This is a genomic window from Tateyamaria omphalii (assembly GCF_019802125.1).
Taxonomy (GTDB): Bacteria; Pseudomonadota; Alphaproteobacteria; order Rhodobacterales; family Rhodobacteraceae; genus Tateyamaria; species Tateyamaria omphalii_B.
The window spans coordinates 40068-56070 of sequence record NZ_JAHVHT010000005.1 but is presented as its reverse complement, the minus strand read 5'-3'; the positions used below and the strand labels follow the sequence as shown (position 1 = coordinate 56070).

Here is a 16003-nt window from a genome sequence, read left to right as displayed (position 1 = left end):
TTGATCAGTCAATCTGCTCTAGGTCGTCTTCGAGTTCCGTCATGTCCTCGCCCCCGGCCATGAGGTTCAGGACTTCTTCGCGGCTTTTTTCGTTGCGTTTGAAGCGCGCTGCCACTTCACCTTGGATCAACACACAGAAGTCATCGCCAACACTCATGGCGTGACGTGCGTTATGTGTGATGAACACGATGCCCGCGCCGTTCTTGCGCGCGATGCGCATCATCTTGAGTACAATGGATGCTTCCTTGACCCCCAGCGCAGAGGTCGGCTCATCAAGAATGAGCATCTTCGCTCCAAAATACATGGCGCGCCCGATTGCGAGAACCTGACGTTCTCCGCCTGACATTGTACCGACCAGCTGCTCGCCGTTGGTGACACGTGTGAGGCCGAATTTTTGCATCTGCTCTACAGCGATTGCATTTGCTTTTTGCGTGTCGATGCTGCGGAAAAATCGCGGACCCTTCGTAGGTTCGGCCCCGAGGAAGAAGTTGCGACCGACGCTCATGAGGGGAATGGACCCCACATTCTGGTGCACTGTTGCGATGCCCCGTTGCCGGGCTTCACGTGGGCCAGAGAACCGGGTCTCGCCGCCTTCGAAAAAGAGTTGGCCGTTTGTGGGTTGGTGATAGCCCGAAAGGACTTTGATCAACGTTGATTTGCCCGCCCCATTGTCGCCCAGCAAGCAAAGGATCTTGCCCGGTTGCACGCTCATCGAGACATTCCTCAGTGCCTTGGTTGAGCCAAAGAACTTGTCGATATTGCGCAGTTCCATAAGCGCACTGGTCATGACCAACGCCCCCTACTGTGCCGTCAGCGCGAGGCGCCGGACGTAGTTGTTGGCCAGAACCGCAACGGCCAGAAGCAGGCCAAGGAAAAGCTGAATCCAATCAGTGTTCCAACCCGTGTAGAAGATGCCACTGGAAATCACGCCAAAAAGCGCGGTGCCAAAGACTATCCCGATAACGGAACCATAGCCGCCGGTCAGTAGCACGCCTCCAATTACGACCACGATTGGCGCCTGGAAAACGTAGCCCATGCCATAGGTCGAATTGCCCGAGTTCCACTGGATGCCTTGCAGGATACCGACAAGGGCCGCGCAGAAGCCGGTTGCAACGAACAACAAGGTCTTTACCCGTTCAACCGGCACACCGGCAGCACGCGCGGCATCTTCATTGCCGCCAGTGGCGTAAATCCAGTTGCCAAAGCCGGTTTTGCTAAGCACTCGATATCCGATGTATGCGACAAGCGCCCACCAAAGGATCGATATGTTTGCCTGACCGAGCCTCGTTGCAAATGCCAGTTTTGCGCTGTCGGACGCAAAGATGGATGACGAGGTGACGTTTGCGATCAAACGGGAAATGCCCATGGTTGCGCCGATGACAATGAAATTTGTTGCCAACGTGACGATGAAGCTGGGCAGTTTCGTCTTGACCACGGCCAGACCGTTGGCCAGGCCAATCAGACACCCCGCAGCCAGCGCCAACCCAATCATGGGCCATGTCGGGGCTCCGAACTGGTTGGTTCCCAGCGCAAGGATCATCGAGGCAGCGCCAACGGTCGAGCCGATTGACAGGTCAAATTCACCCGAGATCATCAATAGGCCAACGGGGATCGCGACGATACCCAGTTCGGCTGCCAAGTTCAGCCAGCCAGCAGTACCGTTGATCGATACGAAACCGGTTCCCGGTGTGGCGAGCACAAAGAACAAGTAAGTCAAGACAAAGGCCGCAATGGCTCCGGTCTCAGGACGTCGCGCAAGGTTTTTCAATGTCGGTCCCTCTGGCGTTTCTGCGACTTCAGCAAGTATGGAGTCGTTCAGGACGCGCCACGAACGCCTGCATGTTTCCGGTTGACCTCGAGCGTTTTGTCCACGTTCGAGCGGTCAATTACCAGCGGTCCGGTTTTGACATGCCCAATGGGTTGAAGGCCGTAGTTGAGATACTGAAACGCTACCTGCATGGACATGAAACCTTGAAGATAGGGCTGCTGATCCATCGCAAATGCCAGATCACCAGATTGAATTGCCAGCAGCGCTTCGTTTGAAAGATCGGCAGTACCGATCATCACCTCGCCACGGCGACCAATCTCTTCGACAGCACGGAGCGCAGACATGGCAGGCACTGCGTTCAGGGTGTATATGCCATCAATATCTGGATTGGCCTGAAGTGTGCCTTTGATTGCTTGTGTCATGGCTTGCGGGTTTGTTGCGTCCCCCGTGCCGATCGTTTGGTAGATGGTTTTCACGCTGGCCGCTTCCATCGCTGCAATGTATCCATTGCAGCGCTCTTCAACTGTCGGGTTTCCAGGAACCTGATTGAAGCACAAGCCCACTGTCACCCCTGCCTCGGCCTGAAGCTCACCGGCCTTGTACCCCATTTGAAACGGGTCTTCTCCAATGAAGCCGATCGAACCATTTTGCTCCCAGAGCGTCTGGCCGGAGTTGTGTATCAACACGGGGATGCCGGATGCAGTCGCTTCCTTGATCAACGGATCCATTCCGTCGGGGAAAAACTCGCCAACCAACAACATGCGGGGATTGCGACTGATTGCCTGCTGGAGCAAGCGCGGATAGTCGCTGGTCATATTCGATGTGTCGGTCACCGCGATGTACTGATAATCGAGGCCGAAGGTTTCCGCGCCATCGTCAAACCCCTGTTTGACGGCTGCAAAGAAGGGCCAAGACAAGGGCCCACTCACGACAAGTATCGGCCCGTCATCATCGGCCATTGCGGCTGAAACCGCACCAAAGCCCAACGTCAGGGATGCAATGGCGACCTTCAAAGATTTTAGAAAATTCATTTATCACTCCCGCGGTCTCGGGGCCGTCAGTCGGCTATCAATTCACGCGAATTCGGCCACCGTCCGTCCTGAAACAGCCTCAATTCACACAGGTTGTCAACAATAATAATTCAGAGTGAATGATTATTGACTGAGCGCCGGTTCCCGCCTAGCTTAGTGATCGGAAGCGTACTGTGACGTCTGGTGAAATGCTTTTGAAATCAGTTGTCTAACGAGTTACAGGGGGCGAGATGCGAACGGTTCTGTGTTATGGGGATTCCAACACGTACGGGCAAACAACTGCCAATTTGCCGGATGACAGATATCCCCATGATGTGCGTTGGCCGGGCATTCTCAGGCAAGAGCTTGGCGCGAACTGGATGGTCATCGAAGAAGGTTTGAGTGGTCGCACGACTGTCAGCGACGATCCGATCGAAGGTTCGGAAAAAAATGGCCGGACCTATCTGCGCCCCTGTATCATGAGTCACAAGCCGCTGGATCTTCTCATTATCATGCTCGGGACGAATGACCTGAAGATTCGCTTCAACAAGACTCCCGGCGAAGTTGCCATGGGAATTGGTGCGTTGATTACCGACGTGAAGTCGATGCCAGCAGGTATCAATGGTAAGGTTCCGGAGATACTGGTCGTGGCCCCACCTCCAACCGCGTTGGACCTGAAGGAATGGTCTGGGGTCTTTGACGGAGCGCAAGAGAAGTCCCGTGCATTGGCGGCAGAGTATGAACGCATCGCCGATATGCACGAAGTACACTTTTTCGACGCGGCGATCGTCGTGAAGTCCAGCGATGCAGACGGGTTTCATCTTGATGCCGCAGCGCATCATGACTTGGGATTGGCCATTGCCGAAGAAGTCATGGCCATTGGCTGGCTTCCGGAAGAACCCCGGATCACTTAGTGGACATCGCCAGCAGCGGAGACTGAAATTGCCCGATATGAGATTTGCCCCGCCGCCCGCCGTTCGGGTGTCCAATACCGCGAGCGGAATGAACCAAGTGCTGGCGCGGACTTTGAACGAGCGGTTGATCACGTCCCTTCTGCTGCAGAACGATGGAATGACCCGGCTACAGCTTGGTCAGGAAAGTGGTCTTTCCGCACAAACAATCTCCGTAATCGTGCGCGCGCTTGAGGCGGATAATCTGATTTTGAAGGGCGAAGCGGTGCGCGGGCGCGTTGGCCCCCCGACGACGCCCATCATTCTGAACCCAAAAGGTGCATTTTCGCTTGGTGTAAATGTGGCCGCCAACGAGCTCAGCGGCGCAATCGTCAACTTCGTAGGCCAGGTCGTTGAAACGGTCCGTGTGCCGCTTGAAAGCCAAGAAGTTCTTACTTCGTCGCTTACAATGTTGGTCGACGAACTGCTCGGAGCCTGCTCCCCCCAGATGAGGAAGTTAGTCGCCGGCATTGGCGTCACGCTGCCTGATGATTTTGACAGCATTCATGGTTCAAAGATCGAGTTCGAAACGCTGCTCGAGGGCCATACGGGCATTGAGACTTTCATCCAGAACGACGTGACGGCGCTGGCCAGCGCTGAAACCCTGTTTGGTGCAACGCGTAAGTCGGGTGATTTTCTATACTGCTACGTTGATGCGTGTTTGCATCCGCGACTGTGTTTGAGCGGTCGAATTCATTCTGGTCAAACGCCGCCACCGTTCCATACGACATCGCCCGGGCGAGATAGCGAAGTTGATGAGGCTTGGATCGATGCTGCATCTTTCGCTGTTCGGAACATGATCAGCACCACCTCTTTGCTGGCTAAGATTCCGACGGTCGTTTTGGCGTCTCATGCGCCATCTCAGCACTTGCAGGCCTTGATCGACAGCATAGCTATGCCAAAGGATCAGGATGTCGAAGTGGTCCCCAGTTACTTTGGTCAGGATGCCTTGGCGGCAGGTGCCGCGGCGCTTCCCCTTCACCCCAAGTTCATGTCGCGCTCTGACGCTGCCACCTGACGGCAAATGCCTTCTCGAGTGGAGCGTGAAACGGCCCGCCAAGCGGGCCGTTCTGAGTCTGAGGCATCAAATAGCGCCCCAAGCACAATGCATGATCTCATAGACCGTCGAAGTTCACCGTATAGCTTTGCGCACCGATGGTTGCTTTGACGCAGAAACTCTGTGTCTGGCACCCGTCGATGTCATTGCCGACTTCAAGGGTCTGAGGTTGCAGCACCTTTTGCGACCCCGGATGGTTAAGGGCGCCTTGAAACAGGAACGCTCGGACATCTTCGCTCACTGTGTCGTTTGGTTCGAACCGTAGCAGACGGCGTGTGTCAGTGCCGCGCTTGCGGTTGATCTGTGTGATCGTGTCGAAATTGACGAAGCGGCGGAAGTAGGGGTCGTCGGCCATGAACGAAGGTGGGCCAAATTTCAGCTCGACGTCACCCCGCATCGAAGCTGCCGTCATGCGCCCCTTTGCTTCTCCACGCACGTTACCACCCCGGAACAGGATCATGCAGCGTGGAGTGAAGTCGACTGTATTCACGCCAGAGAATGCCACGTCGACATGATGGCTGACGCCACCGTTACGCGGCAAATCACAGGTTTCGACGTTGTCGTATGGTGTATACCAGAACTCTTGAATGAGTGATTTCTTGCGTGGGCCGGTGCTGCCTGATACGTGCCGCGTCTGGAAATCATCGACGATGATGAAGTTGCCATTGGGCAACGCCAACTTGTAGCGAATGGCTTTCTCCATCCAACCGCCTGCGACACTTTTCCCGTAGACTTCCGACGCATCGAAATAGACACCCCTGAGACCCGTGTCGCCTTCAAGCGTATCGATCTCAAAGCTGTCGCCTGTAGCCACTTTTCCAAAGATCTGGCCCATGTGGGTCTGATCCGGGCGCGCAAACCAAGGGTCGACGAACTTGGCGTCCGGCACGATCAAGGAGTTCGCTCCAATGGCAAAACCATCGTAGTAATTTTGTACGACGCGATCATCAGCGACATCGTGATAGTAACTTACTACCGGACCTGTCGCCTTGATATTGGTTCCGATTTCGAGCCATCCGTCAGTGCCATTTGCACCACCGTCCCCGCGTTCTTCAACGAACAATCGATGTCTGCTGTATTGCAGTGCGTCACCTTCTACGGATTTGGTTCGGTCGTCCCCGTACCAAAGCTTTCTTGCGCCACCGCCCTGGGTAAAGCTGATCTCGTCGACGCCAAAGCTCGCTTCCCTAAACAGGTGCAAACCACTGCCCTGGAGGAAGGTGATGGACCCGACCCCCTGACCACCATTCACGACAGCGTTCCAGTGATGTGATTTGATGTCGCTAAAGGCCGACAACGGGATTTTGATGTGGTGCCACCCATTTTCATCCGGGGAGGTGTCTTTCATCCAGGCGCCGATGGACATGCGTTGCGATTTTCCCGCGACATTCAGCAGGATGAAGGCATAGTCCATGTTCACGTTTTTGACGGGCTTGGCATAGAACTCCAACGCATCCGAAGCAGTTGTTAGGGGCACATGCCCTTTCGTGCCCCTGACTTCGTAGTAGTTGTAACCCTTGGTGAAATCGCCGTAGCCGGTGTCGTCGATGAAGCGGCTGCCGTGCACTGACCATTTGACGTCAAAACAGTCCAATTCTCGGTGGGGGAAGTTGTTTGGAACACAGCTCATCGCCATCATGTTTTGATTGGACTGCTGAACATGTTGCGAAGGGTTGTCACCACTTGCGGCCCAAGTCTTGCGGTTGGTATTGATGCGAAAAACGGACTCGTTGAACGGGAAGTCTGCTGCGTACTCATCTGTAAGCAGCTGGTCGCCACACGCCTCGACTTCGGAATACCAATCCCGCGCCAGGTGCGCGCCCATCAACATCGGAACAGACATCCCGTTGTCGAAGTAATGGTTGGCGAAGAACCGTCCGGCCACACATTGCTCTGCCGTGCTTAGCTCGGTCGTGCCCGGGGCATTCAGACCGATCATTTCTTTCCAAAGCAGCATATCAAGCGGCATGGCATTGCGGATGCCTTGGGTTTTCCATGCGTCACCGAAGTTCACTGTGTGCCCGTCTGGCGCCATCGCGTTTACGTACCAGGTAGCTGTATCAGTGCCGATCCCCCACTTCATGGCGTGCATTGGCTCGCCGATTGTACGCATGTAGAAGTTGTTGATCGGGCCGGTCGAGGCATAGTCCGTGGCCATGTACCCCGCGCCCTCCTGGTACATGCCTTCATCCATATAGATCCGACGATGGTTCCACGAGAACTTCAGAACATTTGCCAACAACTCCTTTGCCATCTCTTCATATCCGGGCTCGTCATAGATCAGCGTTGCAAATCGCAGTGCGGATTCACCCAGAATCGAGTTCCAGTTGTTTTGAAGTGAAACGGTCCAATGGATCTTGCTGGATGGATCCGATTGCTCAAGATACATCTTTGCATAGCTTGTCATGAAGTCCAGAACTTCGCCCTTGTCAGCTGGCGTGGCCCAGTACCGGTTGTCATTCCAGTAGTAGTCCATGATCGCGGTCCATGGGCGGAACATGCGGATGACGCCAAGATCGAAGTAGCAACCGTTGCCGCCGTGGTGCCAGGCATAAGGTCGCGGAACCGCCTTGCCATCAATTGCCGGGCAGTTGTTGCGTGACAGCGCTGGTGTCAATTGACGTTGGAACTCGCGAAATTCATACCGGATGAACTTCCGCTTTAGCGCCCAGAGCTCACCCTCGACATAGTTTGGAGTGTCGCTGTTTGCTTGCAAGAACCTGCAATCGGGATCGAATTCCAAACACCCGTCAATCATGCGGATCAGGTGCAGTACCTGCATGGCCCGTGCCGCGTTTCCTTTTGGCAGGTCCTCATCGCTCGCGTTCAGATTTACGTCCAGGTAAAATCGTGCCGCAGGAACATTGCGAAGCGTATGGGGGTAAGCCCATCCCGCTTTCTTCATCCCGTAAGTGGTGTTGTTGTAGACCGAAAAGATGTTTTTGACGGTTGCATAGCTGTAGTTCTCGCCCTGGTAGTCAGCGGCATTGGCGGTCTCAAATGGCCGGAAGTAAGACCAATACTGCGCTTCATCCCCATGCAGGCGGGGATGCGCACGTGGAAGGTTTTCCTCAAAACGGTTCAGGACCTGAGCATTCAGCTCGCTGATGCGAGACTGAAATGCCGGGTCTGCCTCGCCTTCTGGAAAGTCAGCTTGATCAAGCGGAAAGAAGTGCCGTATGTCGGCTTCCGGTCGCTGTTCTGAGCCATAGACCTCGATTTCCCGAATTTTTGATGCGCCCCAGCGCTCCAGGCTCTCGAACTTGATGAAGCGGGTTTTCACGGGTTGGGCGAGTTCGATCTCTTGTTTGATGTCGGAGTACCCGAGGCCCTGACGTGTCGCGCCTAACACATTCAGAAAGGTTTCGCCGTCGTCCGAGTGCCATACTCGGAACTTACGAATGGCCTGCGCCCGGTACATGTTGCCTGTATGGATCCCAAGCCTGGTCACGTAGGCAATGCGCCCAAGGTCAATGGTGACAGAGCGGTCAGTCGTCGATTGATTGTTGAATACAAACGGCGCGTCATTGCTCATGTCACCATCGGTGATGCTGGCAAGGGTGCCAATGGCGTCACTTACGTTGCTGGTGACAGGTTTCTGTGCCGAGAGCAGCGTTTCTGCTGCAGCGGCGCCACTTAGGGCGGCACCGCACAGTAGCGCTGACATGGCCGTCAAGACGGTCTTGCGCATGGGGTTCTCCAAGTTCTGTGTTTGTGAGGACAGGTGATTGTGGCGAAAAGCGTTTTTTGGTTTTGAGTTCGTAATCGAATTCAATCGAACCGCGGAGCGAAGCCGAGGACGATATAGCTGTGCGTGAGTGGCAGCGGATATCGGCGTCTCAAAGAAGAAGCCGGGTTAGATCACATCTATTTGGTTGTTGGGCGATGATCCCCTGAATATTGGGGATTTTAGCTCTGGCCGGAATATTTCCGTGCCGTACTGCCAGAGCCGGGCAATGAGTAACACGGATCGACAATTTACGCCGACCGTTCGTTGTCAACACCCGGTTGCCGTGTATTCGCAACCGTATCCTGACATCGCCAACATACCGAGGCGATATTTATATTCAATCAAAAGTTGAAATCTATGTCTAAAATTTTATAGGTCTGGAGGGAACGACCGGTTCGTTTTGGCCTCTGGCTTAGAAAATCCGTACCGTGGCAGCTGTTTGGAGCGTTGGCTTTTCTTTGAGTTCGGCGCTTATGCTTTATGCATCCAGACCAACAGAGCCAATGACTTCTGAAAGATGGTTTTCTGCAATTGCTCGACGAAATACCGGATCTGATGCACGTCGTGCCATGCTGATAAAGCCGTTGGTTTCCGCGCATTGGCGAAGCTCTGCAAGAGGGCGAGCCTCGGAAACAGCCGTTGCCAATGCCGGCGACATTTCGAGCAATTCGGCCAGAACCGTGCGTCCCGCGTGACCGCTGCCTGCGCAGTTGTCACACCCCATCCCTTTACAATCTTTGCACTTCGTCGCCACCAATCTTTGCGAAAGGACGCCGCGCAGTGTTGCGCTTAGGAGGTAGTGAGGTACGCCCAAATCGATCAGGCGCGAGATTGCCGAAGGTGAGTCATTTGTATGAATTGTGGACAACACCATGCGTCCAATGAGCGCTGCGCGCACAGCGATTTCTGCAGTTTCAGCATCTCGGATCTCACCGACCATTACGACATCGGGATCCTGGCGAAGGATGGCACGCAATGCGCGTGCAAAGGTCATTTCAATCGCGTTGTCCACAGGCACCTGAACGATACCCTTTAAAGCGTATTCAATAGGGTCTTCGACGCTGACGATCTTGCGACTGCCGTCGTTGATGTCCGTCAGGGCGGTGTACAAGGTTGTCGTCTTCCCACTTCCTGTAGGTCCCGCAACGAGGAAGAGGCCGTTAGGCTGCCGCAACATACTTCTCAATCGGCCCACCATGTCAGCGTCATAGCCCAGCTGGGTCCAATCCAGTTTGACGCGCGTGCGATCGAGGATTCGAACGACAATGCTCTCACCGTACTGACTTGGCAATGTGGATATACGTAAATCAATGACGCGCCCGCGCACCGAAACCTGTGCGCGACCGTCCTGCGGGCGGCGCCGTTCCGAGATGTTAAGGCCACCCATGATCTTGAGACGCGACACAGCAGCCGCACGGCTGGCTTGTGGAATGACGCCGCCATTGCGCAGAACTCCGTCTATTCGAAAGCGAAGGGCGAATTCGGTTTCACTTTCTTCAAAGTGAATGTCCGAGGCACCTTCGTTGGCGGCATGCGCGATGATGTCGTTGACCAACCTGATCACCGGTCCGCCATTGGCCAATGCACTCAGCTTCTCGACATCCAGATCCGACACGCCGGCAGCAGCGTCGTCGGATGGGGGCCAATCCAGAGTTTCGATTGCCGCCGTCAGGATCGATGGCGCAACAAGTGTGACCCGCAGCTCCGCTTTGTGTCGGAACGCAAGCGACGCCAACGCATCCCGGGCGCGCGGGTTTGCGCACGCAACGGTCAGTAGGCTTTTCTCGAACCTGAGTGGTACCAGTTCGGCAGATTTGAGGAACTCTCGCTGTAGATTCAATCGCTTGGCAAGGTCGGCCTCAGGCACCACTGATGTCGCAAATGGAACGTCCAACTGAAGCGCGATCTCACGGTACAGCTCCTCCTCTTCGATGAGCCCGAATTCAAGCAAGCTGCGTTCGATCGGAAGCTGCGTTTCATGGCTGGCTGCCACGCAACGCGTGGCATCAGCTTCTGTCAGATCATGTTTTGATTTCAGCGCCGCCAAAAGGCCGACGTCGTCTATTGCCAAAAACTGGGTCACGTTGAGGTCCGGAAATATGTCAGAAGAATCGGCTTTTCGCTTGGACAAGCATAGCCTAGGGTTGTGGTGTCAAAAGTATATTTCAATACTTCGAGCCACTTTTCCATGACAACACGTGAGCCGTCTCGCTTCTTGCGATGGTATCTTTCTTCTATGGCAAGCTTTGTGCCTGAGTGGATCAGGGCTGCCTGTATGGGGCGCCCGATGGCCCGAACTTGCCATTTTGTTGATGGCAAGAGCAGCGATCATCGGCACACCCTGCCAGCAAGCTTGCTTGTCGGTGGCAAAAAACCGTCAGCTGCATCATCTCGCAATGCGATTGATGCCGTAGTCCCGGAACGCCTTTTTCTGACGCGCCGCGTCAGCCTTCCCCGCAAAGCAGCTGCAAGGATGCTGCAGATAGGAACGCTGGACATTGCACAGAAAACACCACTGCAGGCCGATGAGATCACCTGGGCAGTCGGTCCTGTCCTTCGAGAGAAAGACCACGTGCAAATGACGCAAGTCATTGCGCTGAATTCCGACCTTGTCGCTTGGCGAGAGCGTATGGATGCAGCCAATCGTCCACTTCGGCGCGTCTATGCACGTGTTTGTGGGCGTGATGTTTTGATTGCAGATTTTGAAAAAGCGACCAGTCCATACGCGCGCTTATGGCCGGTTTTCAACCTCGCCGGTGCGACAATAGCATTTGCCTGCGCACTCTATCTTTGGGCGTTGCCCGGCCTTCAGGCTGCGGACAGGGTTGCGCGGCTGACGTCCGAGACGGATCGCCTACAGGCGCAGGCCCTTGAGCTGCGCAGACAGGTTGAAAGTCAGAAAACAGACGAGGAACGGCAACAGCGCATTCTGAGCGCAGTTTCGGATGCGCCGCTACTGTTTGACGCTGTCGTCGCAGCGACCACTGCATTGCCAGATTCAGTTTGGGTTTCGCAATACATCTTCGACCCGTCGGGAGTACGCATGTTCGCCGAAGTGAACGGATCCGCTGTTGATCTTTTGTACGCCTTGGCCGAGCAGCCGCTGTTACCAAATGCGATCATGCAGGGGGATATTCAGGCAACCATATCAGGGACGGAAGAATTCTGGCTGCTCCACGATCACGTCAGTCCACAATGATGTATGGCCGGTCCCGATATCCCGCCTTGCTTTTAACCTGTGCACTGCTGACGCTGGCGTGGATAGGGCTGGTGGAGCCTGCAATCGCGTGGAAAAGAGACATCTTGCGCGAGGCGACGCGTGCCGAAAACATTTATTTGCAGCTGGTTAGTGGCATCAGAGCGCTGGAACATGATCTGCAAGCGGTTCAGTCCGCTCCGGTTGAGGATGTGATTTGGCGCGCGTCTGACGGCCGCGCTGTTGTTCTGGAAGTGCAAGCCGCGCTCGGGAGACTGGCACAAGACACGGGTGTCACCTTTTCCGCAGTATCTCCTGCACAATCCGAACTGGGGATGGACGCTGAAGTCGTGGCTCTTACCCTTGAATTGCGTGCGCCGCTGGATCGGATTCTGTCTCTTGTCAAAGCGATCGAAAACCATGAGCCACCGCTGATCGTGGAGGCCGCAGCGATACGGAGAACGTCCGGTTTGGGCGCAGACACGGACCAGCCCGTTCTTCAGGTCTCGTTTCGCGTCGCCGCCGTCACATTTGCGGAACCGGTGAGGTAACCTCATGATATCGCGCGGTTTACCCATCATCGGGAGTATCGTCATTTGGTTCGCTGCATGTCTATTTGCGTGGCAAGCATTCCAGACGTTTCGCTATGGCGCACCTCGCGTCATGCCGTCAATACCAGAGGTCAGTTTGCCTGCGGCTGAAAGACAATTCGAACAAGCTTCGCCAATTGACGACACTGATTTTTCGCAGGTACTGGCCCGTCCGCTCTTTGCACCGAATAGGAGGCCAGTGAGTGCTGTCGAGACGGTTGAGCGGCGCGACGCATCTCAGTCTATTGCGGAAACTACGCAATCTGATATTCTACCTGAAGTTATAGTCTACGGCGTCGCCATAAGCGGCGCGCTATCAAAAGCATTCTTGTCAATAGATGCCTCCGCACCGGACTGGTACGGAGAGAATGATATTATATCGGGTTGGACGCTCAAAAAAATCGAAGACAATGGCGTTCTATTGCAGTCCGGAACAGTGGAACTGCGTATCGAGCTTTACTGACGAAAGCGACGGACCAATCATGGAAATCGCACACCGCGCAATTGCTGCGGTAACTACTCTGCTGTTGCTTGGCGCCTGTATGTTGACAGAACCAGTAACACAATCGGCAAAGGCGCCGCTTTTGGCCAATACGGTAGAGGGAACAGGCGCCCGCACAAATCGTGGCCCCTGGTTGCCCTTGTTCGGACGCCGGAATGCAGACCGACGTGTCATCGGGACGGATAGTTTCGTGAGCGACGCGGCGGACACATCGCAGCCTTTGGTCAGCGTCGAAGCCTCCGGGGACATAATCTTGAACCTCGTGAACGTGCCTATCGATCAAGCCGCCAAAGCAGTCTTGGCGGACGCCTTGAGCAAGAATTACACGATTGATCCCGGTGTATCTGGCACGGTGACCCTGCAAACGACGAGACCGCTGACGCAGAGAGCTATGCTGGACACGTTCCAAACAGTACTCGAATTGAACGGTGCTACGCTTCAAACTGCGGGAGACTTGATTACAATTGTACCGGCCGAAGGAGCCACACGCCGAATTTCCAGCCCGTCAGATATCTCCGGTGCCGGATCCCGCATTGTCGCACTGCCGCTAAGGTACATTGGAACCGAGGAAATGATCCGTCTGCTGACGCCTATCGCGGGCAGCAAGGTGCAACTGCAGGCCATTCCAAAGCGGAACGTCGTTCTGATTTCGGGAACACGCGGTGAGATCAACGCGGCCATCGACGCTGTAAACCTGTTTGATGTGGATGTGCTCAAGGGAAAGTCGGTTGGGTTATTCACGGTAAAGTCGGCAACACCGGAGGCTATCGTTGAAGAGCTGAACGTCATCTTCGAAACAGGTGAAGGTGGCAATTTGCAGGACGTGGTGTCGTTCCTGCCGTCACAGCAGCTTGGCGCTGTAATAGTAGTGTCGACACGGTCCAAATATCTCGGTGAGGCTGAAAGGTGGATACGCGACTTGGACCATGCTGCCGAAAGCGCGCAGCGTCAGCCATCTGTCTTTCCACTCCAACACAGAAACGCGGAAGAACTTGCGCCTCTCCTCATCGAGATGATGGGGCAAAGTGCCAGTCGTGAAGAAACTGAAGCTGTAAGTGCCGCGCAGATCGTTGCAGACAAAGGGCGCAACGCATTGTTGGTGATGGGCACCCGCTCCGAGCAAGAAGCCGTTGCGCGGTTGATCCAGACGCTGGACACGACGCCCGTTCAGGTTCTGCTGGAAGCAACGATCGCGGAAGTCACCCTGAACGATGAGCTCAATTTCGGACTGCGTTGGTTCTTCGAACAGGGCAATTTTAAATCAACTTTCTCCGATCTTGAGAACGGAGCGGTAAACGGAAGTTTCCCAGGGCTCGCCATTCTGTTTGAAGGCAGCGCATCGTCGAAAGTGGCATTGTCGGCGCTGAGCGCGGTCACCGATGTCGAAGTCGTCTCCTCACCCAGCCTGCTTGTTCTCGATAATCAGGAGGCGCGATTGCAGATTGGGGATCAGGTGCCAATCGCAACGCGCGAGGTTCGCGACACCGACGATCCAAACGCGCCCGTGGTCAACTCAATTGCATTGCGGGACACCGGTGTCATCTTGTCGGTTCGTCCCAGGACGTCGAACAGCGGTCTCGTGACACTGGACATCGAGCAGGAAGTTTCGAGCGTATCCAGCACCACATCATCGGGCATCGACTCGCCCACGATTTCGACGCGTCAACTACAAACATCCGTTGTTGTAGGAGATGGTGAAACCATCGCGATGGGCGGATTGATCCAGGAAGACAGAGAGGTCGGCCAGACCAAAGTGCCGGGTGCGGGTGATGTACCTGTTCTTGGCACACTCTTTCGCAGCAAATCGGACCGCGTGCGCAAGACCGAGCTCTTGATCCTCATAACGCCGAGGATTGTGAACAATGGGCATGATGCACGGAGCGTTACAAACGAACTGCGCCGTCGCATACGAGGTGCAGAAAGTCTTGTTCAGTCCGGCATACGCACGCCAGACGTCGGGCATCGGATCATCGAGTGATGCCACGGTTCTCATACGAAGCATTTGACGCATCAGGTCAGATCTCCGGTGGAGATCTGGACGCTACATCGGAAGCCGCCGCGCTGCATGCCCTCGCTGCTATGGGCGTCACGCCCATCAGTCTCGAATCCGGGACAACCAAGGACCCTTGGTGGGCACGTGAGATTTCGCTTACAGGCGCAACTCCAGCCCACAAGCCTATTGAAATTGAACGCTTTTTTGCAACATTTGCGTCCTTGTTGGCGGCAAATCTGCCGCTGTGCGCCAGCTTGCGGTTTTGTGCAAACCAATCCCATGATCTGCGCATGCAGCGCAGTCTTGGTCGTATTGCGCTGTCGGTCGAAAACGGCTCGACACTGCGCGATGCAATGAACGATGAGAATGGTTTGTTTGCTGAACGTCTGGTGACGCTCGTTGGCATAGCAGAGGCTTCGAATACACTGTCGGAAACTGCGCAGCGCATTGCTGAATTACTCAATGCAGAAGCTTTTTTGTACCATGAAATCCGCGGGGCGATGGTCTATCCAATCATCCTGCTTACTACGGCTGCTCTGGTAATGGCAGTTCTGGTTTTCTATCTGGTTCCGACACTCACGCCGGTTTTTGTCAGTGCGGGTGCGGACATCCCGCTCCCCCTGAAAGTGATGCTGGTCCTTCGATCTTTGGCGATAGACTATTGGTTCATTATCTTTGCACTCGCCACGTGTTTGGGGGGCGCATTCCTCTTTGCTCGAAAGGCTTTGTACGCGGCGTCGGCAACAGCAATGCGTTGTTTCCCGATTGTTGGTCGGATGATCGTTCAACACGCAACGCTCGAGATTTGCAGAAACCTGCATCTGATGTTGAGCAGTGGCGCGAGGCTGACAACAGCCATTGCGACCGCGCGGGACGCGGCACGCATAAGAGGCAATGCGGAACTTATGGACCATGCGCTACGCGAAGTGCAGGCCGGCGCTCTCCTGTCGGATCACTTATGCTCAGCAAAGGGTTTTGATCCAGTCGCAGCCGCGATGATCCGCGCTGGCGAACAGTCAGACCAGCTGACCGTCGTACTTGGTCGCATTGCCACTGACCTGAACCAACAATCCGCAAGAACGCTGAAGCAAGTGGTTCAGCTTATCACTCCCATAATCACGCTTCTTATCGGTGGCGGGATAGGCATCGTCGTCCTTTCCACGATTTCGGCGATCATGGACCTCAATGAACTCGCCTTCTGAAAACT

At 55.0% G+C, this 16003-nt stretch carries 12 protein-coding genes; 7 read left to right on the top strand and 5 right to left on the bottom strand.

Features of this window, described 5'->3' with window-relative positions; genetic code table 11:
• Nucleotides 1–4 precede the first annotated feature (4 nt).
• The 3 genes from KUV51_RS18190 to KUV51_RS18180 are packed head-to-tail and all read right to left on the bottom strand — an operon-like array spanning nucleotide 5 to nucleotide 2727.
• On the bottom strand, nucleotides 5–787 hold the full coding sequence (locus KUV51_RS18190; protein ID WP_222522873.1) for an ATP-binding cassette domain-containing protein: 783 nt from the start codon (nucleotides 785–787) through the stop codon (nucleotides 5–7).
• Nucleotides 788–799: 12 nt separating this feature from the next.
• Nucleotides 800–1768 (bottom strand): ABC transporter permease, encoded by a 969-nt coding sequence (locus tag KUV51_RS18185; protein ID WP_222522872.1) that lies wholly within the window; start codon nucleotides 1766–1768, stop codon nucleotides 800–802.
• A 47-nt stretch (nucleotides 1769–1815) separates the two neighbouring features.
• A complete protein-coding gene (locus KUV51_RS18180; RefSeq protein ID WP_222522871.1) occupies nucleotides 1816–2727 on the bottom strand; it encodes a sugar ABC transporter substrate-binding protein in 912 nt (303 codons plus the stop codon).
• Between the two features lie 302 nt (nucleotides 2728–3029).
• Here KUV51_RS18180 and KUV51_RS18175 point away from each other — a divergent pair, with 302 nt between their 5' ends.
• Together KUV51_RS18175 and KUV51_RS18170 are read left to right on the top strand one after the other, a co-directional pair.
• Nucleotides 3030–3692: an SGNH/GDSL hydrolase family protein gene (locus tag KUV51_RS18175; protein ID WP_222522870.1), complete on the top strand. Its 663-nt coding sequence runs from the start codon at nucleotides 3030–3032 to the stop codon at nucleotides 3690–3692.
• A gap of 37 nt (nucleotides 3693–3729) precedes the next feature.
• Nucleotides 3730–4746 (top strand): ROK family transcriptional regulator, encoded by a 1017-nt coding sequence (locus tag KUV51_RS18170; protein ID WP_222522869.1) that lies wholly within the window; start codon nucleotides 3730–3732, stop codon nucleotides 4744–4746.
• Between the two features lie 97 nt (nucleotides 4747–4843).
• Here the strand turns inward: KUV51_RS18170 and KUV51_RS18165 are convergent, their stop codons facing one another.
• Nucleotides 4844–8476, bottom strand: a complete 3633-nt coding sequence (locus tag KUV51_RS18165; protein ID WP_222522868.1) for a discoidin domain-containing protein — start codon at nucleotides 8474–8476, stop codon at nucleotides 4844–4846.
• 517 nt (nucleotides 8477–8993) lie between these two features.
• Nucleotides 8994–10598 (bottom strand): GspE/PulE family protein, encoded by a 1605-nt coding sequence (locus KUV51_RS18160; protein WP_222522867.1) that lies wholly within the window; start codon nucleotides 10596–10598, stop codon nucleotides 8994–8996.
• A gap of 105 nt (nucleotides 10599–10703) precedes the next feature.
• Here KUV51_RS18160 and KUV51_RS18155 point away from each other — a divergent pair, with 105 nt between their 5' ends.
• From KUV51_RS18155 to KUV51_RS18135, 5 genes are read left to right on the top strand one after another with little or no spacing between them, the layout of a single operon-like run.
• Nucleotides 10704–11714, top strand: a complete 1011-nt coding sequence (locus tag KUV51_RS18155) for a hypothetical protein (protein ID WP_222522866.1) — start codon at nucleotides 10704–10706, stop codon at nucleotides 11712–11714.
• A 26-nt stretch (nucleotides 11715–11740) separates the two neighbouring features.
• Entirely contained in the window at nucleotides 11741–12262 is a 522-nt protein-coding gene (locus KUV51_RS18150; RefSeq protein ID WP_222522865.1) for a GspMb/PilO family protein, read from the top strand.
• A 4-nt stretch (nucleotides 12263–12266) separates the two neighbouring features.
• Nucleotides 12267–12764 carry a hypothetical protein gene (locus KUV51_RS18145; RefSeq protein ID WP_222522864.1) on the top strand — a complete coding sequence of 166 codons (498 nt, stop codon included), beginning with the start codon at nucleotides 12267–12269 and terminating at the stop codon, nucleotides 12762–12764.
• A gap of 19 nt (nucleotides 12765–12783) precedes the next feature.
• Entirely contained in the window at nucleotides 12784–14781 is a 1998-nt protein-coding gene (gene gspD, locus KUV51_RS18140; protein WP_222522863.1) for a type II secretion system secretin GspD, read from the top strand.
• The gene (locus tag KUV51_RS18135) at nucleotides 14781–15998 is read left to right on the top strand and encodes a type II secretion system F family protein (RefSeq protein ID WP_222522862.1); all 1218 of its coding nucleotides are present in this window, start codon (nucleotides 14781–14783) and stop codon (nucleotides 15996–15998) included. Before gspD ends, KUV51_RS18135 begins: the two co-directional genes overlap by 1 nt.
• Nucleotides 15999–16003: the final 5 nt, after the last annotated feature.

Bases quoted from the DNA above. Each gene is read 5' to 3' on its own strand.
- KUV51_RS18175 (WP_222522870.1), top strand. From the start codon at position 3,030: ATGCGAACGGTTCTGTGTTATGGGGATTCCAACACGTACGGGCAAACA.
- KUV51_RS18155 (WP_222522866.1), top strand. From the start codon at position 10,704: ATGACAACACGTGAGCCGTCTCGCTTCTTGCGATGGTATCTTTCTTCT.
- KUV51_RS18165 (WP_222522868.1), bottom strand. From the start codon at position 8,476: ATGCGCAAGACCGTCTTGACGGCCATGTCAGCGCTACTGTGCGGTGCC.
- KUV51_RS18135 (WP_222522862.1), top strand. From the start codon at position 14,781: ATGCCACGGTTCTCATACGAAGCATTTGACGCATCAGGTCAGATCTCC.
- KUV51_RS18190 (WP_222522873.1), bottom strand. From the start codon at position 787: ATGACCAGTGCGCTTATGGAACTGCGCAATATCGACAAGTTCTTTGGC.
- KUV51_RS18180 (WP_222522871.1), bottom strand. From the start codon at position 2,727: ATGGCCGATGATGACGGGCCGATACTTGTCGTGAGTGGGCCCTTGTCT.
- KUV51_RS18145 (WP_222522864.1), top strand. From the start codon at position 12,267: ATGATATCGCGCGGTTTACCCATCATCGGGAGTATCGTCATTTGGTTC.
- gspD (WP_222522863.1), top strand. From the start codon at position 12,784: ATGGAAATCGCACACCGCGCAATTGCTGCGGTAACTACTCTGCTGTTG.
- KUV51_RS18170 (WP_222522869.1), top strand. From the start codon at position 3,730: ATGAGATTTGCCCCGCCGCCCGCCGTTCGGGTGTCCAATACCGCGAGC.